Consider the following 24,409-nt stretch of genomic DNA (forward strand, 5'->3'; position numbering starts at 1 on the left):
CTTCCGTGCTGGTTCCCGACACCGCGTCAAGGGGCGCAAGGCCCTGCGCCTATCGTTGCTCCAGCGCTCAGTTAAAAGCACAGCCGAACCTGCCGCTCGCGTTAGGACAGCAAGGACAGCGATGCCCACCGACACCACCGCCTCCACGGGTCAGCAGCCCGGCAAGTCCGGCAGGAGAAAGGGGCGCAAGGTCCGTCTCCTCGTGCTCGTCCTGGTGCTGGCCCTCCTCGGGGGCGTCGCCTTCGGCGCGTACTGGACCATCAGCACGGTCCGGGCCTCCTTCCCGCAGACCAAGGGCACTCTCACGCTCGAAGGCCTGACGGGACCCGTCGAGGTCAAACGGGACGACCACGGCATCCCGCAGATCTACGCCTCCTCCGACGCGGACCTGTTCATGGCCCAGGGCTACGTCCAGGCCCAGGACCGCTTCTACGAGATGGACGTCCGCCGCCACATGGCCGCCGGGCGCCTGTCGGAGATGTTCGGCAAGAGCCAGGTCGACAACGACGAGTTCCTGCGCACCCTGGGCTGGGACCGGGTCGCCAAGCAGGAGTACGACACCAAGCTGTCGGCCGCCACGAAGAAGTACCTCCAGGCCTACGCCAAGGGGGTCAACGCCTACCTCCAGGGCAAGGACGGCGAGGACATCTCGCTGGAGTACGCGGCGCTGGGCTTCACCAACGACTACAAGCCGCAGCAGTGGACCCCGGTCGACTCGGTCTCCTGGCTGAAGGCGATGGCCTGGGACCTGCGCGGCAACATGCAGGACGAGATCGACCGCGCCCTGCTGACCAGCCGCCTCGGCCCGAAGCAGATCGCCGACCTGTACCCGCGGTACCCGTACAGCCGGAACAAGGCGATCGTCCAGGAGGGCCAGTACAGCGAGCTGACCGGCGCGTTCGATCAGGGCGCCACGTCCGGCACGAGCGGCACCGCCGGGACCGCCGGGACCGCCGGGACCGCCGGCACGTCCGGTACGGCCGGCACGTCCGGCGCGGGCACCTCCGGCACCGCGGGCACGTCCGGCACCGCCTCCGGCACGGGCGGCACCGCCTCCGGCACCTCGGGCCTGGACAGCCAGCTCACGGGCCTCACCCGGGTCCTGAACGACCTCCCGCCGGCCGTCGGCGTGAACGGCGACGGCATCGGCTCCAACTCCTGGGTCGTCAAGGGCGAGCACACGATCACCGGCAAGCCGCTGCTGGCCAACGACCCGCACCTGGGTCCGTCCCTGCCGTCGGTCTGGTACCAGATGGGCCTGCACTGCCGCAGCGTCTCCAGCACCTGCCAGTACGACGTCACGGGCTACACCTTCGCCGGCATGCCCGGCGTGATAATCGGTCACAACCAGGACATCGCCTGGGGCATGACCAACTCCGGCGTCGACGTCACGGACCTGTACCTGGAGAAGATCACCGGCGCGGGCTACCTCTACGACGGCAAGGTCAGGCCCTTCGAGACCCGCGAGGAGACCATCAAGGTCGCCGGCGGCCCGTCCAAGAAGATCGTCGTCCGCGAGACCAACAACGGGCCGCTGCTCTCCGACCGCGACGAGGAACTCGTGAAGGTCGGCAAGAAGGCCACCGTCGACACCGCCGCGCCCGACCGGGGCGACGGCTACGGCGTCGCCCTGCGCTGGACCGCGCTGCAGCCGGGCACCACCATGGAGGCCGTTTTCGCCATGAACAGGGCGAAGAACTGGACCGACTTCCGTGAGGCCGCCGCACTGTTCGACGTGCCCTCGCAGAACCTGGTCTACGCCGACACCGAGGACAACATCGGTTACACCCTGCCGGGGCGGATCCCGCTGCGCGCGGAGGGCGTCGACGGCTCCCTGCCGGCGCCCGGCTGGGACCCGAAGTACCGCTGGACCGGCTACATCCCGCAGGACGCGCTGCCCTACGAGTACAACCCGGAGCGCGGCTACATCGTCACCGCCAACCAGGCCGTCATCGACCAGGACAAGTACCCCTACACGCTCACCGCGGACTGGGGCTACGGCACGCGCAGCCAGCGCATCACCGACCTGATCCAGTCGAAGATCAAGGACGGCGGCAAGATCTCGACCGACGACATGCGCCAGATGCAGCTGGACAACAGCAGCGAGATCGCCCGGCTGCTGGTGCCCACGCTGCTGAAGATCGACACCGGCGACAAGGACGTCCGCGAGGCGCAGAAGCTCCTGGAGGGCTGGGACTACACCCAGGACGCCGACTCGGCCGCCGCCGCCTACTTCAACGCCGTCTGGCGCAACGTCCTCAAGCTGGCCTTCGGCAACAAGCTGCCCAAGGAACTGCGGCCCAAGGGACAGTGCCTGTGGGTCAAGCCGGTCAACACCACCGGCCCGGCCGACGAGGCCGAGGAGGTCCGCGAGTGCGGGCAGCGCGACCCCGACCAGGCGCAGCCGGACGGCGGCGACCGCTGGTTCGAGGTGGTCCGCAAGCTCATGGACCAGCCGAAGAGCGACTGGTGGAAGACGCCCGAGGCGGGCACCCGCGACGGCGCCGTCAACCGCGACCAGCTGTTCAAGCGCGCCATGGTCGACGCCCGCTGGGAGCTGACCGCCAAGCTGGGCAAGGACATCGACACCTGGAGCTGGGGCCGGCTGCACCGCCTGTTCCTGAAGAACCAGACCCTCGGCACCGCGGGCCCCGGTTTCGTCCAGTACGCCCTCAACCGCGGCCCCTGGGAGCTCAGCGGCGGTGAGGCGACGGTGAACGCCACCGGCTGGAACGCCGCCGGCGGCTACGGGGTGGTGTGGGTGCCGTCCATGCGGATGGTGGTGAACCTCGGCGACCTCGACAAGTCCCGCTGGATCAACCTCACCGGCGCCTCCGGGCACGCCTACAGCGCCCACTACGTCGACCAGACCGACAAGTGGGCCGGCGGCGAGCTGCTGCCGTGGTCCTTCTCGGACCGGGCGGTCGAGAACGGCACGGCCGACAAGCTGGTGCTCAAGCCGTGAGCCTCTGAACGACGGCGACGCCTGACGGCGACAGCGACCGGGAACGGCCCTCCACGCACGCGTGGAGGGCCGTTCCCGGTGTCAGGGCTCCTGCCCGAACCGCCGCACCCCCGTCGGCGTCACCACCGCGTGCACCGGCCGGTCGTGCGGTTCCTCCGGGACCTGGGCGACGACCTCGGTGTCGTAGAGCAGCACCACCAGGGCGGCCTGCGCCCCGGAGCGTGCCAGCCGCGCCAGCACCCGGTCGTAGGAGCCGCCGCCCCGGCCCAGGCGCATCCCGCGCGTGTCGACCGCGAGCCCCGGCAGCAGCACCGCGTCCGCCGCGGTCACCGCGTCCGGCCCGAGGCGCTCGCCCGCGGGCTCGAAGAGGGCCATCCGGCCCCCGTGCCGCACCTGCGCGAGCGCGTCCCGGCCCTCGTACCGGCCCCAGTCGAGGTCGTTGTCGGGCAGCAGCACCGGCAGCAGCACGCGCACGCCCCGGGCGCGCAGGGTGTCCAGGAGCGCGAGCGTTCCGGGTTCACTCCCCACGGAGACATAGGCCGCGACCGTTCCGGCCCGCGCCAACTCGGGCAGTTCCAGGGCCTGCCCGGCCAGCGCGGCCGACGTTTCCCGCAGGTCATCCGCCGTCAACCTGTTCCTCACCGCGAGGATCTCGCGCCGCAAACTCCGTTTGTCAGGCTCGCCCGGACGTGCGATAGGCCTCAATGGTTGCTCCCGTACCATGGCAATACGCTCATATGAGCGCCTATGAACCGGAGCCGCAGATTCCCTGCAAAGGCACCGGATAGGGTGGCGGGCATGACTCAGTCGCACCCTCGGATCAGCAAGGCTGTCATCCCCGCAGCAGGCCTCGGCACCCGGTTCCTGCCGGCCACCAAAGCCACTCCCAAGGAGATGCTGCCGGTCGTGGACAAGCCCGCGATCCAGTACGTGGTCGAGGAGGCCGTCGCGGCGGGTCTCGACGACGTCCTCATGGTGACGGGCCGCAACAAGCGCCCCCTCGAGGACCACTTCGACCGCAACTACGAGCTGGAGTCGGCGCTCCAGAAGAAGGGCGACGCCGATCGGCTCGCCAAGGTGCAGGAGTCCAGCGACCTCGCGACCATGCACTACGTCCGCCAGGGCGACCCCAAGGGCCTCGGCCACGCCGTGCTGTGCGCCGCCCCGCACGTCGGCCACGAGCCCTTCGCGGTCCTCCTCGGCGACGACCTGATCGACCCCCGCGACCCGCTGCTGCAGCGCATGGTCGAGGTCCAGGCGCAGCGTGGCGGCAGCGTCATCGCGCTCATGGAGGTCGCCCCGGAGCAGATCCACCTCTACGGCTGCGCGGCCGTGGAGACCACCGAGGACAGCGACGTCGTCAAGGTCGGCGGCCTGGTCGAGAAGCCGGACCCGGCCGACGCCCCGTCCAACTACGCGGTCATCGGCCGCTACGTCCTCGACCCGAACATCTTCGACATACTGCGCCGGACCGAGCCGGGCCGCGGCGGCGAGATCCAGCTCACCGACGCCCTGCAGCAGCTCGCCGAGGACGAGAAGATCGGCGGCCCCGTGCACGGCGTGGTCTTCAAGGGCCGCCGCTATGACACCGGCGACCGTGGCGACTACCTGCGTGCCATTGTCCGACTCGCGTGCGAACGTGAAGACCTGGGCCCGGACTTCCGGACCTGGCTTCGCAGTTACGTAGCCGAGGAGATGTAGCACGTTGAGCAGCGCCGCGCCCCGCGTCACGCACCAGGACCACTCGGGCCCCGACCACCTCTGGTCGGTGGACGAGCACCTGGAGGACATCCTCGCCACCGTCCGGCCCCTGGAGCCGATCGAGCTGCACCTGCTCGACGCCCAGGGCTGCGTCCTCGTCGAGGACGTCACGGTGCCGGTGTCCCTGCCGCCCTTCGACAACAGCTCGATGGACGGCTACGCGGTGCGGGTCGCGGACGTGGCCGGCGCGAGCCGGGAGTACCCGGCCGCCCTGGAGGTCGTCGGGGACGTCGCGGCCGGCCGGTCGGAACCGCTCCACGTGGGGCCCGGCCAGGCCGCCCGCATCATGACCGGCGCCCCGCTGCCGTCCGGCGCCGAGACGGTCGTGCCCGTGGAGTGGACCGACGGCGGGCTCGGCGAGGGCCCGGTGCACGGAATGCGCGCCCGCAGCCTCGGCCCCGAGGGCGCCACCGGCCAGGTCCAGGTCTACCGCCCGGCCGAGGCCCGCGCGCACGTGCGCGCCAAGGGCAGCGACGTCAAGGCCGGCGACCGCGCCCTGGAGGCCGGCACGATCCTCGGCCCGCCCCAGATCGCCCTGCTGGCCGCGATCGGCCGCGGCAGCGTCCGCGTACGCCCGCGCCCGCGCGTGGTGGTGCTCTCCACCGGCAGCGAACTCGTCCCGCCCGACGAGGAACTGCGCACGGGTCAGATCTACGACTCCAACAGCTTCGCCCTCACCGCCGCCGCCCGTGACGCCGGCGCCCTCGCCTACCGCGTCGGCGCCGTCGCCGACGACGCCGAGACCCTGCGCTCCACCATCGAGGACCAGCTGGTCCGCGCCGACCTGATGGTCACCACGGGCGGGGTGAGCGTCGGGGCCTACGACGTCGTCAAGGAGGCCCTGTCCCACGTCGCGGACGAGGACGAGCCGGGCAGCGGCGTGGAGTTCCGCAAGCTGGCCATGCAGCCCGGCAAGCCCCAGGGCTTCGGCTCCATCGGCCCCGACCACACCCCGCTGCTGGCCCTGCCCGGCAACCCCGTGTCGTCGTACGTCTCCTTCGAGCTGTTCGTCCGCCCCGCCATCCGCGCCCTCATGGGCCTGCCGGACCTGCACCGCCCGGCGACCCGGGCGACGCTGGCCGCGGAGAAGGCGCTGACCTCCCCGAAGGGCCGCCGCCAGTTCCTGCGCGGCACGTACCGCGACGGCCGGGTCACCCCGGTCGGCGGCGCCGGATCCCACCTGGTCGCGGCCCTCGCCCAGGCCGACGCGCTGATCGTCGTCCCCGAGGACACCGAGTCCGTCGAGCCCGGCAGCCAGGTCGACGTGATCCTGCTCGGCCGATAGCCGCTGGTTGGGGGTACCGTGTCGCGCACAGCAGGCCCGTGCGCCGCACCGCGACGGGCCCGGACCGGGAGCGCCACACAGCATGAGCACGCAGGACCCACGCACGCAGGACGGCTCCACGCAGGACGGGCTGACGCACCTCGACGAGGCGGGCGCCGCCCGCATGGTGGACGTGTCGGAGAAGGACGTGACCGCGCGCACCGCCCGCGCCAGCGGACGCGTCCTCGTCTCGCCCCGTGTGATCGAGCTGCTGCGCGGCGAGGGCGTCCCCAAGGGCGACGCCCTCGCGACCGCGCGCATCGCCGGGATCATGGGGGCCAAACGGACCCCCGACCTGATCCCGCTCTGTCACCCGTTGTCGGTGTCCGGTGTGAAACTGGACCTGTCGGTCGCTGACGACGCCGTGGAGATCCTGGCCACCGTCAGGACGACGGACCGCACGGGCGTCGAGATGGAGGCCCTCACCGCGGTCTCCGTCGCCGCGCTCACCGTGATCGACATGGTCAAGGCGGTCGACAAGGGAGCGGTCATCACGGACGTACGGGTCGAGGAGAAGACGGGCGGCAAGTCGGGCGACTGGAGCCGGGCATGACGTACCGCGCTCTCGTCGTGACGGCCTCGAACCGGGCCGCCGCAGGGATCTACCAGGACAAGGGCGGCCCGCTGATCGCGGACGGGCTGAAGGGCTTCGGCTTCGACGTCGAGGGGCCGCAGGTGGTGCCCGACGGCGATCCGGTGGAGGCGGCCCTGCGCGCCGGTGTCGAGGCCGGCTACGACGTCATCGTCACCACGGGCGGCACGGGCATCTCGCCCACCGACCGCACCCCCGAGGCCACGCGCCGGGTGATCGACCACGAGGTGCCCGGCATCGCCGAGGCCATCCGGGCGTTCGGCCGGCCGAAGGTGCCGACCGCGGCGCTCTCCCGGGGCCTGGCCGGAGTGGCGGGCCGGACGCTGATCGTCAATCTGCCCGGTTCCAGCGGCGGTGTGAAGGACGGCCTCGCCGTGCTGGAGCCGCTGCTGGTGCACGCCGTGGAGCAGCTGCGCGGCGGCGACCACCCCAGACCCGACGGGGGTGCGAGCTGAACAGCCCCTCCTGGCCCGTCGAGCTGGTGGACGGCGACATCGTGCTCAGGCCGATAAAGCTGCGCGACCAGCGGGCGTGGCGTGAGGTCAACCGGCGCAACCGCGACTGGCTGCGCCCCTGGGAGGCGACGATCCCGCCGCCCACGCCCGCCGGGCCGATGGCGCACCGCCCGACGTTCCGCCAGATGGTCCGCCATCTGAGGTCGGAGGCGAACGCGGGCCGGATGCTGCCCTTCGTGATCGAGTACCAGGGCCGGCTGGTCGGGCAGCTGACCGTCGCCGGGATCACCTGGGGCTCGATGTGCTCGGGGCACGTCGGGTACTGGGTGGACGAGGCGGTGGCCGGGCGCGGGGTGATGCCCACGGCGGTGGCCCTCGTCGTCGACCACTGTTTCCGCACGGTCGGACTGCACCGCGTGGAGGTCTGCATTCGTCCCGAGAACGGCCCCAGCCGCCGGGTCGTCGAAAAGCTGGGATTCCGCGAGGAGGGGCTGCGGCCCCGTTATCTCCACATCGACGGGGCCTGGCGCGACCACCTCGTCTTCGCGCTCACGGCGGAAGAGGTGCCGGACGGTTTGCTCAGACGCTGGCAGCGGGCACGATCGCAGAGTAATCGCGGAATGCGGCATCACCCCGGAAATTGAATACTTGTTCGAAATTGATCGGCCGTTGACCGTCTCGGGGCGAGGAATTCCCGGCCTCGATGGTGTGGTGATCGCATCAGTCGCAAAAAAAGTTCGAAATATCAGCCAGATCGTGCGACACACCGGCTCAATTGGCAGATGGCCTCATGCAAACCCCTCTACGGTGTGAGGCGTGAGCAGCAGCGGCCTCATCTACGCAGTCATTGTCGGGGCCTGGGCCGCCTACTTGGTGCCGATGTGGCTCCGTAGGCAGGACGAGCTGAACGAGGCCCGTCCGACGGAACGCTTCAGCACCGCCATCCGGCTCCTGTCCGGAAAGGCGGCCATGGAGCGCCGGTACGCCAAGGACCTGCAGGCGCGCTCCACCGAGGAGGGGGAGCAGGACGCCGACCACCTGGACGCCGTCACCGAGTCGGTGGACGTCCGGGCCTTCGCCGTGTCCAAGACGCGCCCCCGGACCCAGGCGCCCCTCCCGTCGCCCGCCCCCGAGCAGCCGGCCCGCCCGGCACCGAACGCGGCCCGTTCCGAACGCGGCCCGGGCGGCGTGCCCGCCCGGCGCGGCGCGTCGGCACAGGCGGAGCAGGCGGCCGCGGCGCGGGCCCGGCGCTCGAAGGTGCTCGCGCGCCGTCGGCGCACCACCACCATGCTCTTCCTCGCCTTCACCCTCGGCGCGATCGTCGCCGCGGTCGGGGGCCTGGCGTTCCTGTGGGCCCCGGGCGTGCCCGCCGTGATGCTCAGCGTGTACATCGCCTACCTGCGCTCCCAGGAGCGCCGCCGGTTCACCTACCAGATGGACCGCCGCCGGGCCGAGGCCGCCGCCCAGCGGCTGCGGGAGCGGCAGCGCCCCTCCCGCCGGCGCCCCCAGGCCGAGGACGAGGCCGACGAACCGGAGGAGGGACCCGAGCCGGTGACCGACCCCGGTCTGTCGGCCCTCGCGGCGGACCGGCGCGCCCTCGTGGAGCAGACCGACCACGCGGAGTGGGTCGACCAGCAGCGCGAGCGGCAGCGGCGGCCCGGCCAGGGCGACAGCTGGGAGCCGGTGCCGGTGCCCCTGCCGACCTACGTGACCGCGCCGGTCGCGCCCCGGGCGACGAGCGACGTGGACCTCGGCGCACCCGACACCTGGAGCTCGGCGCGGTCGAGCACGGTCGCCCCCGACGCGGTGGACGAGACGGCCGGCGCCGCCGAGCAGGGCGCCGCGGAGCCCCCCGCGCAGGAGGGGGCGGACGCCGACGCCGTGCCCCCCGCCCGGAAGCGCTCGCGCGGCGGCAACCCCGCCGCGGCCTCCGCGCGGCGGGCCCGGGAGCGCGGCCGGACGCCGCTGTTCGACCAGTACGAGGACGGGGACCGGCCCCGGGCCGCCAACGAGTAGGCCCGCGAAACCCGCAGGTGGCCGCCGCTCGGGAACGGATTTTTATGCAGGCCGATCGGGGTGCTAGAGTTTCACTCGTTGCAAGGGCCTGTGGCGCAGTCCGGTAGCGCACCTCGTTCGCATCGAGGGGGCCAGGGGTTCAAATCCCCTCAGGTCCACGCAGCTTCGAGCCCCTGTCGGCGAAAGCCGACAGGGGCTCTGCTCTGTTCGCAGGCCCCGTACGGCTCTTCGGACCGTCACAGCCGCTTCGCGAAGCAGCGGCTGGACTCGTAGTGGCGGTAGTAGCCGAACTTGCCGCACGGCTCGTAACCGCTCGACGTGTACAGGGCGATGGCCTCCGGCTGCTTGGTGCCGGTCTCCAGGACCATCCGGACGCGGCCGGCCGCGCGGGCGTCCTCCTCCAGGGCCGCCAGGATGCGGCGGGCGAGGCCGCGGCCGCGCAGCTGCTCGATCACATACATGCGCTTGAGCTCGGCGTCGCCGTCCAGGTTCCCCTCGTCGTTGGCGTCCTGGGCACGCCAGCCGCCGGAGGCGACGGGGCTGCCGTCCTCGTCGTAGGCGATCAGGTAGATGCCGTTCGGCGGGTCGAAGTCCGCCGCGGCCATGGGCGTGGCGTCGCCGTCGTCCCCGTAGCGGACGGCGTATTCCGCCTGGACCTGGTCGTTCAGCTTCATGGCGTCGGGGTGGTCGAAGGAGACCCGGCGTATGTGCATGCCAACCACGGTATTCGATCCGGAACTGGACCTCGTCCAGGGTGCCGGTATCGTGCCGGGGTGCTCACTGTGACCTCTGTGAATGTGAACGGGCTGCGTGCCGCCGCGAAGAAGGGCTTCGTGGAGTGGCTGGCCGCGACCGACGCCGACGTGCTGTGCCTGCAGGAGGTGCGCGCCGAGCCGGAGCAGCTGCCCGGGCACGTCCGCGCGCCCGAGGGATGGCACGTGGTGCACGCGCCGGCCGCCGCCAAGGGCCGGGCCGGGGTGTCCCTGTACACCCGCCGGGAGCCGGACCGGGTGCGGATCGGGTTCGGGTCCGCCGAGTTCGACGGCAGTGGACGGTATGTGGAGGCCGATCTGCCCGGGGTCACCGTCGCCTCCCTCTATCTGCCCTCCGGCGAGGTCGGCACCGAGCGGCAGGACGAGAAGGAGCGCTTCATGGGCGAGTTCCTCGCCTATCTGAAGGAGCTCCGCCAACGGGCCGCCGCCGAGGGGCGCGAGGTCGTCGTCTGCGGTGACTGGAACATCGCCCACCAGCGGGCCGACCTGAAGAACTGGCGCGGCAACCAGAAGTCCTCCGGCTTCCTGCCCGAGGAACGCGCGTGGCTGACCAGCGTCCTCGACCCGGCCGACGGCGGATACGTCGACGTCGTACGCACCCTGCACCCGGACACCGAGGGCCCGTACACCTGGTGGTCCTACCGCGGCCGGGCCTTCGACAACGACACCGGCTGGCGGATCGACTACCACGTGGCGACCCCGGGGCTCGCCGAGCGGGCGGTCAAGGGGTTCGTGGAGCGGGCCGCCACGCACGCGGAGCGGTGGTCCGACCACGCGCCGGTGACCGTCGTCTACGACCGCTAGGGCCTGCGCATCCGCCGGTCCAGCGCCAGGGACAGTTCCGCCTCCACCACGCTGCGGGCCAGGGGGCGCAGGCGGGGGAGGTCTTCCGCGGAGGCGTGGCGCAGGACCAGGTCCGCGAAGAGGGCGGCGAGGGCGTCGGCGTGGGTGCGGACCTGTTTGGCGGCGCCGAGGACGTCCGCGAGCGGGATGCCCTCGCGCACCAGGGCCGAGGAGACGTCCAGCAGGCGGCGGCTGATGTGGACGATCTCCTCGCCGTCGGTGCCGAGGTAGCCCAGTTCCATCGCGGTGGCGAGGTTCTCCGGGGTGGCCTCGCCCGCGAAGTGGTCGGCGAGTTCCTCGGGGGTGAGGTGGACCGGCTCCTCCTCGGTGGGGCCGCCCACGCCGAGCAGGTCGCCCACGTCCCGGCCGTGGTCGAAGGCCTCGGCCAGTTCCGCGATGCCGCTGAGGGTGTGGCCGCGCTCCAGCAGGGCCGTGATCGTGCGCAGCCGGGCCAGGTGCTGGTCGTCGTACCAGGCGATGCGGCCCTCCCGGCGTGGTGGCGGGATCAGCTTGCGTTCGCGGTAGAAGCGCAGGGTGCGCACCGTGATCCCGGCGAGGCGGGCCAGCTCTTCCATGCGGTATTCACGCTTCTCGGCCACCTGGGCACCTTAAGGCGTACCGCGGGTAACTTCCTCGTCCCGCCCCCTACCCATCAGTACGCCACTGCTCTACGCTCCCATTGCGCCAGTGTTCACTGGCACGGTTCTCGTGGTGTGTGGAGGTGTCGGCATGGACGAGCGCGAACGCGAGCATGTGCGGGTCGCGGTGGTCGGGTCCGGGTTCGGCGGGCTGGGGGCCGCCGTACGGCTGCGCCGGGAGGGGGTCACCGACTTCGTCGTCCTGGAACGGGCGAGCAGTGTCGGGGGCACCTGGCGGGACAACAGCTACCCGGGGTGCGCCTGTGACGTGCCGTCGCATCTGTACTCGTTCTCCTTCGCGCCCAACCCGGACTGGCCGCGCACTTTCTCGGGGCAGGAGCACATCCGGGCGTACCTGGAGCACGTGGCGGACACCTTCGGGCTGCGGCCGCACATCCGCTTCGACTCGGAGGTGAAGCGGATGACGTGGAACGCCGAGCGGCTGTGCTGGGACATCGACACCACCGGCGGGAACCTCTCCGCCGACCTCGTCGTGTCGGCCACGGGCCCGCTGTCCGACCCGAAGACGCCGGACGTGCCCGGCCTGGACTCCTTCCCCGGCAAGGTGTTCCACTCCGCCCGCTGGGACCACGACTACGACCTGCGCGGCAAGCGCGTCGCCATGGTGGGCACCGGCGCCTCGGCCATCCAGATCGTGCCGGCCATCCAGCCGGACGTCTCCCGGCTCACCCTGTTCCAGCGCACCCCGCCGTGGGTCATGCCGCGCATGGACCGGGCCGTCAGCGGCGCCGAGCGGTGGGTCCACCGGCAGCTGCCCTTCACCTCGCAGCTGCGGCGCGGACTGCTCTGGGGGATCCGGGAGTTGCAGGTCCAGGCGTTCACCAAGCGCCCGAACGAGCTGGGCTTCGTCGAGCAGCTGGCCAAGCGGAACATGGCCCGGGCCATCAAGGACCCGGCGCTGCGGGCCAAGCTGACCCCGGACTACCGCATCGGCTGCAAGCGGATCCTGCTGTCCAGCACGTACTACCCGGCGCTCGCGCAGCCCAACGTGGACGTCGTCGCCAGCGGCCTGGCCGAGGTGCGCGGCTCCACCGTCGTCGCCGCCGACGGCAGCACGGCCGAGGTGGACGCCATCGTGTTCGGCACGGGCTTCCACGTCACCGACATGCCCATCGCCGAACGGGTCGTGGGCGCCGACGGGCGGACCCTCGCGGAGACCTGGAAGGGCGGCATGGAGGCCCTGCGCGGCGCCTCGGCGGCCGGCTTCCCGAACTGGATGACGATCATCGGGCCCAACACGGGCCTGGGGAACTCCTCGATGATCCTGATGATCGAGTCCCAGCTGAACTACCTGGCCGACTACGTCCGCCAGCTCGACGTCCTCGGCGGCCGGGTCGCCCTCGACGCCCGTCCGAGCGCCGTGAGCGCGTGGAACCACCGGGTGCAGGAGCGCATGAAGCGCACCGTCTGGAACACCGGCGGTTGCACCAGCTGGTACCTCGACGCGAGCGGCCGCAACACCACCATCTGGCCCGGTACGACGGCCGAGTTCCGCCGGGCCACGCGCCGGGTGGACCTCGCCGAGTACGACGTCCTGCGGCCGCCCGCGGCCGGGGCGGGCCGGGCGCAGGCCGCGCAGACGACGGGGGTGGAGGCGTGAGCCGTCCGCTGCCCGTCGACTCCGGGCCCTACGCCCCGCCCGCGCCGGTGCGGGAGCTGACGGCCGTCTCCGCCGACGGCGCCCGGCTGCACGTGGAGATCCACGGGCCCGAGTTCGGCCCCGCCGTCGTCCTCGCCCACGGCTGGACCTGCTCCACCGCCTTCTGGGCGGCGCAGATCCGCGACCTGGCCGCCGACCACCGGGTCATCGCCTACGACCAGCGCGGGCACGGCCGCAGCCCTGCGAGCCGGGCGTGCAGCACCGACGCGCTCGCCGACGACCTGGAAGCCGTGCTGGGCGCCACCCTCGCCCCGGGCGAACAGGCCGTCATCGCCGGGCACTCCATGGGCGGCATGACCGTCATGGCGGCCTCCGGCAGAGCGGCCTTCCGGGCGCACGCCGCCGCCGTCCTGCTGTGCAGCACGGGCAGTTCACAGCTGGTCGCGGCCTCCACGGTCGTGCCCATGCGGCCCGGGCGGGTCCGCACCTGGCTGACCCGGCGGATCCTCGGCTCCCGCGCCCCGCTCGGCCCCGTCACACCGCTGGCCCGGCGGATCCTCAAGTACGGGACCATGGGCCCCGCTTCGGCCCCGGAGATGGTCGAGGCGTGCGCCCGGATCGTGCACGCCTGCCCCCGCGCGGTCCGCCACAGCTGGTCGCAGGTGCTGGACCTGCTCGACCTCGACCACGGGGTGCGGGAACTGACCGTGCCCACGGCCGTCGTCGTCGGTACGGCGGACCGGCTGACCCCGCCGTCGCAGGCGAGGGCCCTGTGCGAGGCGCTGCCGCGCTGCACCGGCTTCACCGAGCTGCCCGGCGTCGGCCACATGACGCCGATCGAGGCGCCCGAGCTGGTCACCGCGAAGATACGCGAGCTCGTCACCACACACATCCAGGTCGTATCCGAGGAGAGCGCATGAACAGGGTGAGCCTCGAAGGCAAGGTCGCCGTGGTGACCGGGGCGGCGCGCGGCGTCGGGGAGTTGCTGGCCCGCAAGCTGTCCGCGCGCGGTGTGCGGATCGCGCTGGTCGGCCTGGAGCCGGACGCGCTCAAGCAGGTCTCCGCGCGGCTGCACAGCGACAGCGACCACTGGTACGCCGACGTCACCGACCACGAGGCGATGGCGCGGGTCGCCGAGCAGGTCAAGGAGCGCTTCGGCCGGATCGACATCGTCGTCGCCAACGCCGGTGTGGCGACCGGCGGTCCGTTCGCCGACTCCGACCCCGGGTCCTGGCGGCGGGTGATCGAGGTCAACCTGATCGGCTCGGCGGTGACCGCCCGCGCGTTCCTGCCGGCGCTGCTGGAGAGCCGCGGCTACCTGCTGCAGATCGCCTCCCTCGCGGCGATCACGCCGGCACCGATGATGACCGCCTACTGCGCATCCAAGTCGGGCGTGGAGGCGTACGCGCACAGCCTGCGCGCCGAGGTCGGCCACCGGGGCGTGAAGGTCGGCGTCGGGTACCTGTCGTGGACCGACACCGACATGGTGCGCGGGGCCGACCAGGACGACGTCATGCGGGAGTTGCGGCAGCGGCTGCCCTGGCCGTCCAACAAGACCTACCCGCTAGGCCCGGCCGTGGACCGGCTGGTGACCGGTATCGAGCGCAGGTCGAGCCATGTCTACGGGCAGTGGTGGCTGCGCGGGATGCAGGGGGTGCGCGGCTATCTGCCCGCGGTCATCGGGACGGTGGGCCAGCGGGAGATGCGGCGCTTCGCCGGCCGGCTGGACGGCATGCGAACGGGCCTGGTCGGAGCCGGTGGAGCGGCCGACGAACAGCAGCGCACTACCGTGCGTGAGTGATCGACATGCGCAGCGTCACGACCCGTGTGAATCTGATCGAGCCAGATCCCCTCACCCCCAACGGGAGTGAACCCACATGGGTATGAAGGACCAGTTCCAGGAGAAGTCCGAGCAGTGGCAGAACCAGGCCCGTCAGAAGGCGGACCAGGCTCGCGAGCAGATGCAGGGCCGCGGCCGCCGGCGCGAGGAGGACATGGACCCCTCGCAGCCGCAGCGCGACCGTGAGCGGGAGCGGGAGCGCGAGCAGGAGGACCGCTTCGACCAGGACTACGAAGCCTGACGTCGCGCGCTGAACGGACAGGGGCGCCCCCGTGCGGGGCGCCCCTCTCCCCTGTGTGCCTGCGGGGTCTGTCCGGGGGCCGGTCGCCCCCGCGCGTCACGTCCTCGGCGGCAGCTTCGGGCGGGAGCGGTCCGGTACGTCGCTGTAGGTCGGCGGCGTGGCGGGCGGGGCGGTCTCCAGCAGCCCGAGCGCCAGCTCCACCGCGTCGGTCAGCTGCGCGTGCCGCCCCTCGGCCCAGTCCAGCGGGGTGCGCAGGACGTCGATGTCCGGCTCGACGCCCTTGTTCTCCACGGACCAGCCGTAGGCGTCGAACCAGGCGGCGTTCATCGGCACCGTGATCACCGTGCCGTCGCCCAGCTCGTGCCGGCCGGTCATGCCGACCACACCGCCCCAGGTCCGCTGCCCCACCACGGGCCCCAGCTTCAGCAGTTTGAACGCGGCGGTGATCATGTCGCCGTCGGAGGAGGTCGCCTCGTCGGCCAGGGCCACCACCGGGCCCCGCGGAGCGTTCGAGGTGTACGAGACGGGCTGCGCGTCCCGGGTCAGGTCCCAGCCGAGGATCGTGCGGCTCAGCGTCTCGATGACCAGCTCGCTGATGTGCCCGCCGGCGTTGCCGCGCACGTCGACGATGAGCGCGGGCCGGGAGACCTCCATGCGCAGGTCGCGGTTGAACTGCGCCCAGCCGGAGCCGCCCATGTCCGGGATGTGCAGATAGCCGCAGCGGCCTCCGCTCAACTCCCGGACCACCGCCCGGCGTTTGGCCACCCAGTCCTGGTAGCGCAGCGGCCGCTCGTCGACCAGCGGGACGACGGCGACCCGCCGGGGCGGACCCGTGCCCTCGGCGGGGGAGAAGGTCAGCTCGACCGTCGTGCCGCCCGCGCCGGCCAGCAGCGGGTAGGGGCCCGCGCCGGGATCCACCGGGCGGCCGTCGACGTGGGTGAGGACCGCGCCCTCGCGGATGCCCGTGCCGGCCAGCGGGGAGCGGGCCTTGGAGTCGGAGGAGTCGCCGGGCAGGATCCGCCGGACCGTCCAGCCGCCGTCCCTGCGGACGAGGTTGGCGCCCAGCAGGCCCTGGCGGCGTTGGTAGTGCGGCGGGCCCTCGTTGCGCCGGGCGGCCGTGACGTAGGCGTGGGAGGTGCCCAGTTCGCCGAGCACCTCGCGCAGCAGGTCGGCGAACTCGTCGGGGGAGGCGACCCGTTCGACCAGGGGGCGGTACTGCTCCAGGACCCCGTCCCAGTCGATGCCGCACATGCCCGGGTCCCAGAAGTGGGCCCGGATCAGCCGCCCGGCCTCGTCGTACGCCTGCCGCCACTGAGCCGCCGGGTCGACCGTGTGCAGGATGCGGCGGGCGTCGATCCACACCGTGGAGTCGGAGTCGCCCGGCTCGCCCGCCGGGACGGCGCGCAGTTCGCCCTCGTCGACGATCACCAGCCGGCTGCCGTCGCCGCTGACCGCGAACCAGTCGAGGTGCTGGGCGAGTTCGGACTTCTTCGCCTTGGTGATGCCGAAGTGCTCCAGGGTCGGCCGGCCGCTGGTGTCGTCCGGGCTGGCGAACGTCTCGCCGAGCGCGCCCGAGATCGGCCAGCGCAGCCACACCAGCCCGCCGCCCGCCACCGGGTGCAGCGCCGAGTACTTGGAGGCGGCCACCGGGAACGGCGTCACCCGGCTCTCCAGGCCCTCGGCCTCCACGGTGACCGCCCCGCTCTCCCCGTTGTCGTCGTCCTCCACCGGGTCCAGGCCCCCGGCGGCCGGGCGGCCCTCGGGGTTCACCGCGAACGGGGAGGGCGTCGCCGAGGACAGCGGCACCAGATACGGGCGGCAGCCCAGCGGGAAGGACAGGTCGCCGGTGTGCACGTCGTAGACCGGGTCGAAGCCGCGCCAGGACAGGAAGGCCAGGTAGCGGCCGTCGCGCGTGAAGACCGGGTTCTCGTCCTCGAAGCGGCCGTTGGTGACGTCCACGACGAACCGGTCCTTGATGCGGGCCAGCTTGATCTGGCGCAGCGTCCGCCCGATGCCCGGGTGCGACCAGGTCAGCCACGCCCCGTCCGGGGAGAACGCGAGGTCGCGCACGGGGCCGTTGACCGACCGGATCAGCTCGGTGACCTCGCCGCCGGAGTCCTCGGCGACGTCGACCAGCAGCAGCCGTCCGTCGTGCGAGGCGATCGCCAGCCGCTCGCCCTCGGGGTCGGAGACCAGCTCGCGCACCCGGCCGAGCGCGCCCGCCGACAGCCGCCGGGGGGTGCGGTCGCCGCTCGCCCGGGGCAGGAAGGCGATCTCGATCGCGTCCTCGCCCTCCGCGTCCGTCACGTAGGCCACGCGTCCGCTCGCGCCGAGCATCTCCGGCAGGCGCACCCGCACGCCCGGGGTGTCGGTGAGGGTGCGCGCGGGACCGTCCCGGTGCGTGAGCCAGTACAGGCTGCCGCGCACGACGACCACGCTGGCCCGGCCGGTCTCGTCGACCGAGATCCCGTCGACGTGCTGGGCGGCCGCGACCTGGTACGGACGCCGCCCGGCGCGCGGCCCGTCCAGCCGTACCTCCAGCCGGCGCGGCGCGGAGTCCGCGGCCAGGTCCTCCACCAGCCACAGGTCGCCCGCGCACTGGTAGACCACCCTGGTCCCGTCGCTGGCGGCGTGCCGGGCGTAGAAGGCGTCGTGGTCGGTGTGGCGGCGCAGGCCGGAGCCGTCGTGGGCGCAGGAGTAGAGGTTGCCGACGCCCTCGTGGTCGGAGAGGAAGGCGATCCGGTCGCCGACGAACATCGGGGAGTGCAGATGGCCGCCGAGGCCTTCCAGGAGCCGTTCGCCGTGCAGCCACAGCCGGCCCGTGGCCCCGCCCCGGTAGCGCTTCCAGGCGGCCGGTTCGTGCGGGGGCGTGCCGGTGAGGAGCAGGGTCCTGCGCTCTCCGTCCAGGTCGGCCACCTGGATGTCGGAGACCGGCCCCCAGGGCAGCTTGCGGCCCGGGTCGCCGTCGGGGGAGAGCTTGTAGGCCCAGGTGAAGTAGGAGAACGGCTCGCCGTGCGAGGTGACGGCCAGGATCTCGCCGTCCGGGGTCCAGCCGCAGACCCGGGTGTCGGTGCTGCCCCAGTGGCTCACCTGCCGGGCCGGGCCGCCGTCCACCGGGACCAGGTGGACCTCCGGCACCAGGCTGCGCCAGCTCGTGCAGGCGAGGTGGCGGCCGTCGGGCGAGAAGCGGGGGTGGCCCACCTTGGTGCGGTCGACGGTGAGCCGCCAGGCGCGGCCCGGGCCGTCGAGCGGCGCGAGCCAGAGGTCGTCCTCGGCGACGAAGCACAGCAGGTCGTCACGGAGATGCGGCAGACGCAGATAGGTCACGTGACCATGCTTTGCCCGGCCGCGAACCACAGCAAGTCGTGCCGAAGAAGCCACCGTGACCCAGCACACGTACGAAACGGTTTCGTTTCTATCGGGGGTGCGGTACCTTCGTGGTGTACGAAACCGTGTCGTTCCAAGCGGGAATCCGCAGCAGGAAGGTGAGTCAGATGGCCGAGGCCGCCACCGCGCGTCGCAGCCGGATCACCCCCGAGCGCGAGGCCGAACTGTACACGGCCGTGCTCGACCTGCTGCGCGAAGTCGGCTACGACGCCCTCACCATGGACGCCGTGGCCGCCCGCACCCGGTCCAGCAAGGCCACGCTCTACCGCCAGTGGGGCGGCAAGCCCGAGCTGGTGGCCAAGGCGATCCGGCACAACAAGCCGGGCAGCATCGCCGACGTCGACACGGGAACCCTGCGCGGTGACCTGCACGCCCTCACCGCACGTGAGGACGACTGCGCCATGCAGCAGAACGCCGCGCTGATGCGGGGCCTGTTCATGGCGGTGCACGGCAACCCGGAGCTCCTCCAGGCGTTCAAGGAACTGCTCATCGAGCCCGAGATGGAGGAGTTCCGCCGGGTGGTGCAACGGGCCGTCGACCGCGGCGAGGTCCAGGCCGGCCGACCGGCGCTGGACTACATCGTGCACATGCTCGTCGGCGCCTTCGCCACACGCACGCTGATCGACGATCAGCCGCCCACCCAGGCGTTCCTCACCTCGTACATCGACGCCGTGGTCCTCCCCGCCCTCGGCGTCCCCACCACCGGCTAGTCCCCCCAGCTGCCCTCCACCTGACGTCACCGCTCACGTCGTCGGGCTGATCCCCCCTGCCCTGAAGACCCTCACGACCTGACCGGGAGTACGCCCTCGTGGCCACTTTCCTCTACAAGATCGGCCGGCTCTCGTTCCGGCGGCGGCACTTCGTCGCCCTGATATGGGTGGCCCTGCTGACCCTCGCCGGGGTCGGCGCGGCCAGCGCCCCCACCGCGGGCAACAGCTCGTTCTCCATCCCCGGCACCGAGGCCCAGAAGGCCTTCGACCTGCTGGAACAACGCTTCCCCGGCACGAGCGCCGACGGGGCCACCGCACGCGTGGTCTTCAAGGCGCCGAGCGGCGAGAAGATGACCGACCCGGGCAACAAGGCGACCGTGCGCGACACCGTCAAGGAGCTGGCCGACGGCTCCGAGGTCGCCCGCGTCACCGACCCCTACCAGGCGAAGGCCGTCAGCAAGGACGGCACGATCGCCTACGCGCAGGTGTCGTACAAGGTCTCCGGCATGGAGCTCGACGACGCCTCCAAGGACGCCCTGGAGGACTCCGCGCAGGACGCCCGGGAGGCCGGGCTGACCGTCGAGATCGGCGGTGACGCGCTGCAGGCGGTGCCGCACACCGGCTCCAGCGAGATCATCGGCATCGCGGTCGCCGCGGTCGTCCTCGTCATCACCTTCGGCTCGCTGGTCGCGGCCGGGCTGCCGCTGCTGACGGCGCTGATCGGCGTCGGCATCGGCGTCTCCACCATCACCGCCCTGGCGAGCGCGCTGGACCTGGGCTCGACCACCTCCACCCTCGCGATGATGATCGGCCTCGCGGTCGGCATCGACTACGCGCTGTTCATCGTCTCCCGCTACCGCGCCGAGCTGGCCGAGGGCCGCGAGCGCGAGGAGGCCGCCGGCCGGGCCGTGGGCACCGCGGGCTCCGCCGTGGTCTTCGCCGGCCTGACCGTGGTGATCGCCCTGGTGGGCCTGTCCGTCGTCAACATCCCGATGCTGACGAAGATGGGCGTCGCGGCCGCGGGCACCGTGGCCATCGCGGTGCTGATCGCCCTCACCATGATCCCGGCCCTCCTCGGCTACGCCGGCCGCCGGGTCAAGCCCGCGGGCGAGAAGGGCGGGCGCTCCGGCCGGGCCGGGACGCAGGACGCGCCGGCCAGGCCCAACCTGGGCAGCCGCTGGGCGAGCTTCGTGGTGCGCCGCCCGCTCGCGGTGCTGCTGCTCGGCGTCGTCGGCCTCGGCGCGGCCGCCGTCCCGGCCACCGGCCTGGAACTGGGCCTGCCCGACGACGGCTCCCAGCCCACCTCCACCACCCAGCGCCGCGCCTACGACCTGCTGTCCGAGGGCTTCGGACCGGGCTTCAACGGCCCGCTGATGGTCGTGGTCGACGCCAAGGACAGCGCCGACCCGAAGGCGGCCTTCACCGCGGTCGGCGACGAGATCAAGGGCCTGAAGGACGTCGTCACGGTGACGCCGCCCGCGCCCAACAAGGCCGGTGACACCGCCACCATCACCGTCGTCCCCGGCTCCAAGCCGTCCTCGGTCACCACCGAGAACCTGGTGCACGGCATCCGGGACGCGGGCGCCTCGGTCACGGCCGACACCGACGCGAACGTCCTGGTCACCGGCAGCACGGCCATGAACATCGACGTCAGCCAGAAGCTCAACGACGCGCTCGTGCCCTACCTGGTCCTGGTCGTCGGCCTGGCCTTCCTGCTCCTGATCGTGGTCTTCCGCTCGATCCTGGTCCCGCTGAAGGCGGCCCTCGGCTTCCTGCTGTCGGTGATGGCGGCGCTCGGCGCGGTCGTCGCGGTCTTCCAGTGGGGCTGGCTGTCGGGCCTCATGGGCGTCGAGCAGACCGGGCCGGTCATGTCGATGATGCCGATCTTCATGGTCGGCGTGGTCTTCGGACTGGCCATGGACTACGAGGTGTTCCTCGTGACCCGGATGCGGGAGGCCTACGTGCACGGCGAGAAGCCGGCCCAGGCCGTGGTGACCGGCTTCCGGCACGGCGCGCGGGTCGTCAGCGCCGCCGCCGTCATCATGATCGCCGTCTTCGCCGGGTTCATCGGCTCCTCCGAGTCGATGGTGAAGATGATCGGCTTCGGCCTCGCCATCGCGGTCTTCTTCGACGCGTTCGTCGTCCGCATGGCGATCGTCCCGGCCGTCCTGGCCCTCCTCGGCCGCAAGGCCTGGTGGCTGCCCAGGTGGCTCGACCGCGTCCTGCCGAACGTGGACGTCGAGGGCGAGGGCCTGCGCTCCGCCTCCGAGCGCGGCGACGGCGACCGGGAACTGGTCCGCGCCTGACACGGCCCCGAAGAACCGGCCGGTGAGGACTCCGTGGGGACGGGGACCCTCACCGGCCTCCTTTTCGCTCCGCTCCGTCCGCCGCACTCAGCCGTGCGGATGGAGCACGACCTTGGTGTAGCCCTCGATCCGCTTGTCGAACTTCTCGTACGCCGACGGCGCCTGGTCCAGGGGCAGTTCGTGCGAGACGACGAAGCTCGGGGTCGCACGGCCCTCGATGATCATGTCCCGCAGCTGCCGGTTGTACCGCTTGACGTTGCACTGGCCGGTGCCCATGCGCAGGCCCTTCTCGAAGAGGCGCCCGACGGAGACCATGAGCATGCCCTTCCTGGCCTGGTCGTCCGGCCCGCCCGGGTCGCTCGGGACGTACAGGCCGGGCACACCGAGCGCACCCGTCGGCCGGACCGTCTCCACGAGGGAGTTGAGCACGATCGCCGGTTCCTCGCGATCCTCGCCCTGGGCCTGCGCCTGGTAGCCGACGGCGTCGACGCCCTTGTCGGTGCCCTGGCCGTCGGTGTGCTCCTTGATCTGCTCCGCCGGGTTGCCCTGGGTGAAGTCGATCGGCACGGCGCCGATCTCCTCCGCCTTCTGCAGACGCTCCGCCACCCGGTCGACCACGAACACCTTGCTCGCGCCGCGCAGCATCGCGGAGTAGGCGGCCATGAGCCCGACCGGACCGCCGCCGTACACGGCGACGCTCTCACCGGGACGCACGTCGGCCAGTTCGTTGCCGTGGTAGCCGGTCGGGAAGATGTCGGCGAGCAGGACGAAGTCGGTCTCCTGCTCGGTGCCCTCCGGGAGTTTCAGGCAGTTGAAGTCGGCGTACGGGACGCGCACGTACTCCGCCTGCCCTCCCGTGTAGGGCCCCATCGCGACATAGCCGTAGGCGCCGCCGGCGAAGCCCGGGTTCACGGTCAGGCAGAAGCCCGTGAACCCCGCCGTGCAGTTCTTGCAGAAGCCGCAGGCCACGTTGAACGGCATGACCACCCGGTCGCCGCGGCTGAGCGAGGTGACTCCCTCTCCTGTCTCCTCGACGACGCCGAGGTTCTCGTGACCGAACACGATCCCCGGCTCAGCGGCGGTACGGCCCTCGTACATGTGCAGGTCGGAGCCGCATATCGCGGTCGACGTGACCCGGACGATCACGTCGTTGGGGTGCTGTATCCGTGGATCCTCCACTTGCTCTATCGCTACCTCGAAGGGGCCCTTGTACACGACAGCCCTCATCACAAGCACCTCCATCTGTGCCGTGGCTCATATACCAGGCTGGTGCATGATGAGACGATTTGCACCAAGAGGAGAAAGGATTTATGGCCTTGTCACGACGTATCGGCACACTGCTCGTAGCGGTCTCCGGCCTGTCCGGTCAGACCTACCCCGTGGGCACCCGCGTGGCCATCCGCGGCACCGGAGGCTCCGTCGACGGTTTCGTCGACGGCGACTGGCTGCCCCTGTCGTGGTGGGAGTTCGCGGACGTCCCCGTGGAGGACGGCGCCGCCTGAAACCGGCTCGCGTGCCCCCTGCACGCACCGCTAGCGTGCCCGCATGACGACGACAGCCGCCACTGACGCCGACAGCTCCGGAGCGCACCCCCGGTTCGTCGAGGCCCTGCGGGGCCTCGGACTCGACGAGGTCGAGGGGCGGGTGAGGCGCTTCCCCGAGGCCACCCGCACCGCAGCCGAGGCCGCCGCCGCGCTCGGCTGCGAACTGAGCCAGATCTGCAAGTCCCTGATCTTCGCGGCGGACGGGGTCCCCGTGCTCGTCCTCATGGACGGGGCCTCCCGCGTGGACGTCGAGCGCGTGCGCGAGGAGCTCGGGGCGCGGAAGGTCACCCGGGCCGGGGCCGAGGTCGTGCGGGAGACCACCGGGTACGCCATCGGCGGCGTGCCGCCCTTCGGGCACCGCACCAGGACCCGCGTCCTCGCCGACCGCTCGCTGCTCGCCCACGACGTCGTCTGGGCCGCCGCCGGGACGCCCCACACCGTCTTCCCGATGGCGCCGCGGGACCTCGTCGCCCACGCCGGCGGCACCCTCGTGGACGTGCGCGAGCGCACGGCGTGACACCGCTGGTCACCGCCGCCGTCCTGCTCGCCGCCGTGACCCACGCCGGCTGGAACGCCCTCGCCCACCGGATCACCGACAAGCTCGCCGGCTTCGCGCTGATCTCGGGCGGCGGACTGCTGATCGGGCTGGCCCTCGCACCGTTCGCCGCGTTCCCGGCGGCCGCGGCCTGGCCCTACCTGCTGGGCTCGGCCGCCCTCCACATCGCCTACTACGCGCTGCTGATGAAGTCCTTCCGGCTGGGGGACTTCGGCCAGGCGTACCCCATCGCGCGCGGCACCGCGCCCCTGGTCGTGACCGTGCTCGCCGCCCTGCTGGCCGACGAGGTGCCCGACGGCTGGGCCGCCGCCGGCATCGCGGTGTCCTGCGCGGGGCTGACCGGCGTCGCCCTGTGGGGGCTGCGCGGGCACCGGCCCGACTGGGCGGCGATCGGGGCGGCCCTGGCGACCGGGCTGACGATAGCGGCGTACACCGTCGTCGACGGGCTGGGTGTGCGCGCCTCCGGGTCCTCCCTCGGGTACATCGCCTGGCTGATGGCGCTCCAGGGGGCGGTGCTGCCGGCGTACGCCCTGTGGCGGTGGCGCGGGCGGACCGTGGCGGTGCTGCGGCCCTTCGCCGCGCTCGGACTGCTCGGGGCGGCGCTGTCCGTCGCGGCCTACGCGCTCGTGCTGTGGGCCCAGACCCGGGCCGCGCTGGCGCCGGTGGCGGCCCTGCGCGAGTCGTCCATCATCGTGGGCGCGGCGATCGGGGCCGTGTTCTTCAAGGAGCGCTTCGGGGCGCCGAGGATCGCGGCGGCGGGCCTGCTCGTCGTCGGGATCGGGCTGATGCTGCACGCCGGGTAGACCCGGGCGGGACGGGTGCGACCGGCGGGGGACA

22 protein-coding genes and 1 tRNA gene are annotated in these 24,409 nt (G+C 72.2%); 18 read left to right on the top strand and 5 right to left on the bottom strand.

All coding sequences use genetic code 11. The annotated features are described in order from the left end of the window. Positions 1-121: 121 nt before the first annotated feature. Positions 122-2,965, top strand: coding sequence for a penicillin acylase family protein (locus ACPXCS_RS13735; RefSeq protein WP_425946930.1), 2,844 nt, complete (start codon positions 122-124; stop codon positions 2,963-2,965). Between the two features lie 81 nt (positions 2,966-3,046). Here the strand turns inward: ACPXCS_RS13735 and ACPXCS_RS13740 are convergent, their stop codons facing one another. Next, positions 3,047-3,688, bottom strand: coding sequence for a 5-formyltetrahydrofolate cyclo-ligase (locus ACPXCS_RS13740; RefSeq protein ID WP_425946929.1), 642 nt, complete (start codon positions 3,686-3,688; stop codon positions 3,047-3,049). A 75-nt stretch (positions 3,689-3,763) separates the two neighbouring features. Between ACPXCS_RS13740 and galU the strand changes: the two genes are divergently transcribed. From galU to ACPXCS_RS13775, 7 genes are all read left to right on the top strand, one after another. After that, the gene (gene galU, locus ACPXCS_RS13745; protein ID WP_425946928.1) at positions 3,764-4,666 is read left to right on the top strand and encodes a UTP--glucose-1-phosphate uridylyltransferase GalU; all 903 of its coding nucleotides are present in this window, start codon (positions 3,764-3,766) and stop codon (positions 4,664-4,666) included. 4 nt (positions 4,667-4,670) lie between these two features. Beyond that, a complete protein-coding gene (gene glp, locus ACPXCS_RS13750) occupies positions 4,671-6,011 on the top strand; it encodes a gephyrin-like molybdotransferase Glp (protein ID WP_425946927.1) in 1,341 nt (446 codons plus the stop codon). Between the two features lie 82 nt (positions 6,012-6,093). After that, a complete protein-coding gene (gene moaC, locus ACPXCS_RS13755; RefSeq protein WP_425946926.1) occupies positions 6,094-6,603 on the top strand; it encodes a cyclic pyranopterin monophosphate synthase MoaC in 510 nt (169 codons plus the stop codon). Next, complete coding sequence (locus ACPXCS_RS13760) at positions 6,600-7,097, top strand: MogA/MoaB family molybdenum cofactor biosynthesis protein (protein ID WP_425946925.1); 498 nt, start codon at positions 6,600-6,602, stop codon at positions 7,095-7,097. The genes moaC and ACPXCS_RS13760 overlap by 4 nt, the downstream gene beginning before the upstream one ends. Then, positions 7,094-7,741, top strand: a complete 648-nt coding sequence (locus ACPXCS_RS13765; protein WP_425947102.1) for a GNAT family N-acetyltransferase — start codon at positions 7,094-7,096, stop codon at positions 7,739-7,741. Before ACPXCS_RS13760 ends, ACPXCS_RS13765 begins: the two co-directional genes overlap by 4 nt. Before the next feature lie 172 nt (positions 7,742-7,913). Beyond that, complete coding sequence (gene glpR, locus ACPXCS_RS13770; RefSeq protein ID WP_425946924.1) at positions 7,914-9,113, top strand: gephyrin-like molybdotransferase receptor GlpR; 1,200 nt, start codon at positions 7,914-7,916, stop codon at positions 9,111-9,113. A gap of 84 nt (positions 9,114-9,197) precedes the next feature. After that, positions 9,198-9,271 (top strand) — tRNA-Ala (locus ACPXCS_RS13775). A gap of 78 nt (positions 9,272-9,349) precedes the next feature. On the opposite strand, the gene ACPXCS_RS13780 is transcribed toward ACPXCS_RS13775, so the two are convergent. Further along, the gene (locus tag ACPXCS_RS13780) at positions 9,350-9,826 is read right to left on the bottom strand and encodes a GNAT family N-acetyltransferase (protein ID WP_425946923.1); all 477 of its coding nucleotides are present in this window, start codon (positions 9,824-9,826) and stop codon (positions 9,350-9,352) included. A gap of 60 nt (positions 9,827-9,886) precedes the next feature. Between ACPXCS_RS13780 and ACPXCS_RS13785 the strand changes: the two genes are divergently transcribed. Beyond that, positions 9,887-10,690: an exodeoxyribonuclease III gene (locus ACPXCS_RS13785; protein ID WP_425946922.1), complete on the top strand. Its 804-nt coding sequence runs from the start codon at positions 9,887-9,889 to the stop codon at positions 10,688-10,690. Here ACPXCS_RS13785 and ACPXCS_RS13790 read toward each other — a convergent pair. Continuing rightward, positions 10,687-11,328 (bottom strand): MerR family transcriptional regulator, encoded by a 642-nt coding sequence (locus ACPXCS_RS13790; protein ID WP_425946921.1) that lies wholly within the window; start codon positions 11,326-11,328, stop codon positions 10,687-10,689. The genes ACPXCS_RS13785 and ACPXCS_RS13790 overlap by 4 nt on opposite strands. Before the next feature lie 130 nt (positions 11,329-11,458). On the opposite strand from ACPXCS_RS13790, the gene ACPXCS_RS13795 reads away from it, so the two are divergent. The 4 genes from ACPXCS_RS13795 (at position 11,459) to ACPXCS_RS13810 (ending at position 15,069) form a co-directional block, all read left to right on the top strand. Further along, the gene (locus tag ACPXCS_RS13795) at positions 11,459-12,988 is read left to right on the top strand and encodes a flavin-containing monooxygenase (RefSeq protein WP_425946920.1); all 1,530 of its coding nucleotides are present in this window, start codon (positions 11,459-11,461) and stop codon (positions 12,986-12,988) included. Beyond that, positions 12,985-13,908 (top strand): alpha/beta fold hydrolase, encoded by a 924-nt coding sequence (locus ACPXCS_RS13800; protein ID WP_425946919.1) that lies wholly within the window; start codon positions 12,985-12,987, stop codon positions 13,906-13,908. Before ACPXCS_RS13795 ends, ACPXCS_RS13800 begins: the two co-directional genes overlap by 4 nt. Then, positions 13,905-14,789, top strand: a complete 885-nt coding sequence (locus tag ACPXCS_RS13805; protein WP_425946918.1) for an SDR family oxidoreductase — start codon at positions 13,905-13,907, stop codon at positions 14,787-14,789. Before ACPXCS_RS13800 ends, ACPXCS_RS13805 begins: the two co-directional genes overlap by 4 nt. Positions 14,790-14,865: 76 nt before the next feature. Continuing rightward, entirely contained in the window at positions 14,866-15,069 is a 204-nt protein-coding gene (locus ACPXCS_RS13810; protein WP_425946917.1) for a hypothetical protein, read from the top strand. Positions 15,070-15,165: 96 nt separating this feature from the next. Here the strand turns inward: ACPXCS_RS13810 and ACPXCS_RS13815 are convergent, their stop codons facing one another. Next, on the bottom strand, positions 15,166-18,396 hold the full coding sequence (locus ACPXCS_RS13815; RefSeq protein WP_425946916.1) for a S41 family peptidase: 3,231 nt from the start codon (positions 18,394-18,396) through the stop codon (positions 15,166-15,168). 167 nt (positions 18,397-18,563) lie between these two features. Here ACPXCS_RS13815 and ACPXCS_RS13820 point away from each other — a divergent pair, with 167 nt between their 5' ends. Together ACPXCS_RS13820 and ACPXCS_RS13825 are read left to right on the top strand one after the other, a co-directional pair. After that, complete coding sequence (locus ACPXCS_RS13820) at positions 18,564-19,166, top strand: TetR/AcrR family transcriptional regulator (protein ID WP_425946915.1); 603 nt, start codon at positions 18,564-18,566, stop codon at positions 19,164-19,166. Between the two features lie 98 nt (positions 19,167-19,264). Further along, positions 19,265-21,472, top strand: a complete 2,208-nt coding sequence (locus ACPXCS_RS13825; RefSeq protein WP_425946914.1) for an MMPL family transporter — start codon at positions 19,265-19,267, stop codon at positions 21,470-21,472. A gap of 87 nt (positions 21,473-21,559) precedes the next feature. Here ACPXCS_RS13825 and ACPXCS_RS13830 read toward each other — a convergent pair whose 3' ends face one another. Further along, the gene (locus ACPXCS_RS13830; protein WP_425946913.1) at positions 21,560-22,699 is read right to left on the bottom strand and encodes a glutathione-independent formaldehyde dehydrogenase; all 1,140 of its coding nucleotides are present in this window, start codon (positions 22,697-22,699) and stop codon (positions 21,560-21,562) included. A gap of 89 nt (positions 22,700-22,788) precedes the next feature. Here ACPXCS_RS13830 and ACPXCS_RS13835 point away from each other — a divergent pair, with 89 nt between their 5' ends. Genes ACPXCS_RS13835 through ACPXCS_RS13845 form a run of 3 tightly spaced genes read left to right on the top strand, consistent with a single transcriptional unit; the run spans position 22,789 to position 24,375 of the window. Next, entirely contained in the window at positions 22,789-22,974 is a 186-nt protein-coding gene (locus ACPXCS_RS13835; protein WP_425946912.1) for a hypothetical protein, read from the top strand. Between the two features lie 43 nt (positions 22,975-23,017). Further along, positions 23,018-23,533: a YbaK/EbsC family protein gene (locus tag ACPXCS_RS13840; RefSeq protein WP_425946911.1), complete on the top strand. Its 516-nt coding sequence runs from the start codon at positions 23,018-23,020 to the stop codon at positions 23,531-23,533. Further along, positions 23,530-24,375 carry an EamA family transporter gene (locus ACPXCS_RS13845; protein ID WP_425946910.1) on the top strand — a complete coding sequence of 282 codons (846 nt, stop codon included), beginning with the start codon at positions 23,530-23,532 and terminating at the stop codon, positions 24,373-24,375. Before ACPXCS_RS13840 ends, ACPXCS_RS13845 begins: the two co-directional genes overlap by 4 nt. Positions 24,376-24,409 lie beyond the last annotated feature (34 nt).

Source organism: Streptomyces sp. DT190 (genome assembly GCF_049846985.1).
In the GTDB taxonomy this organism is placed as follows: Bacteria; Actinomycetota; Actinomycetes; order Streptomycetales; family Streptomycetaceae; genus Streptomyces.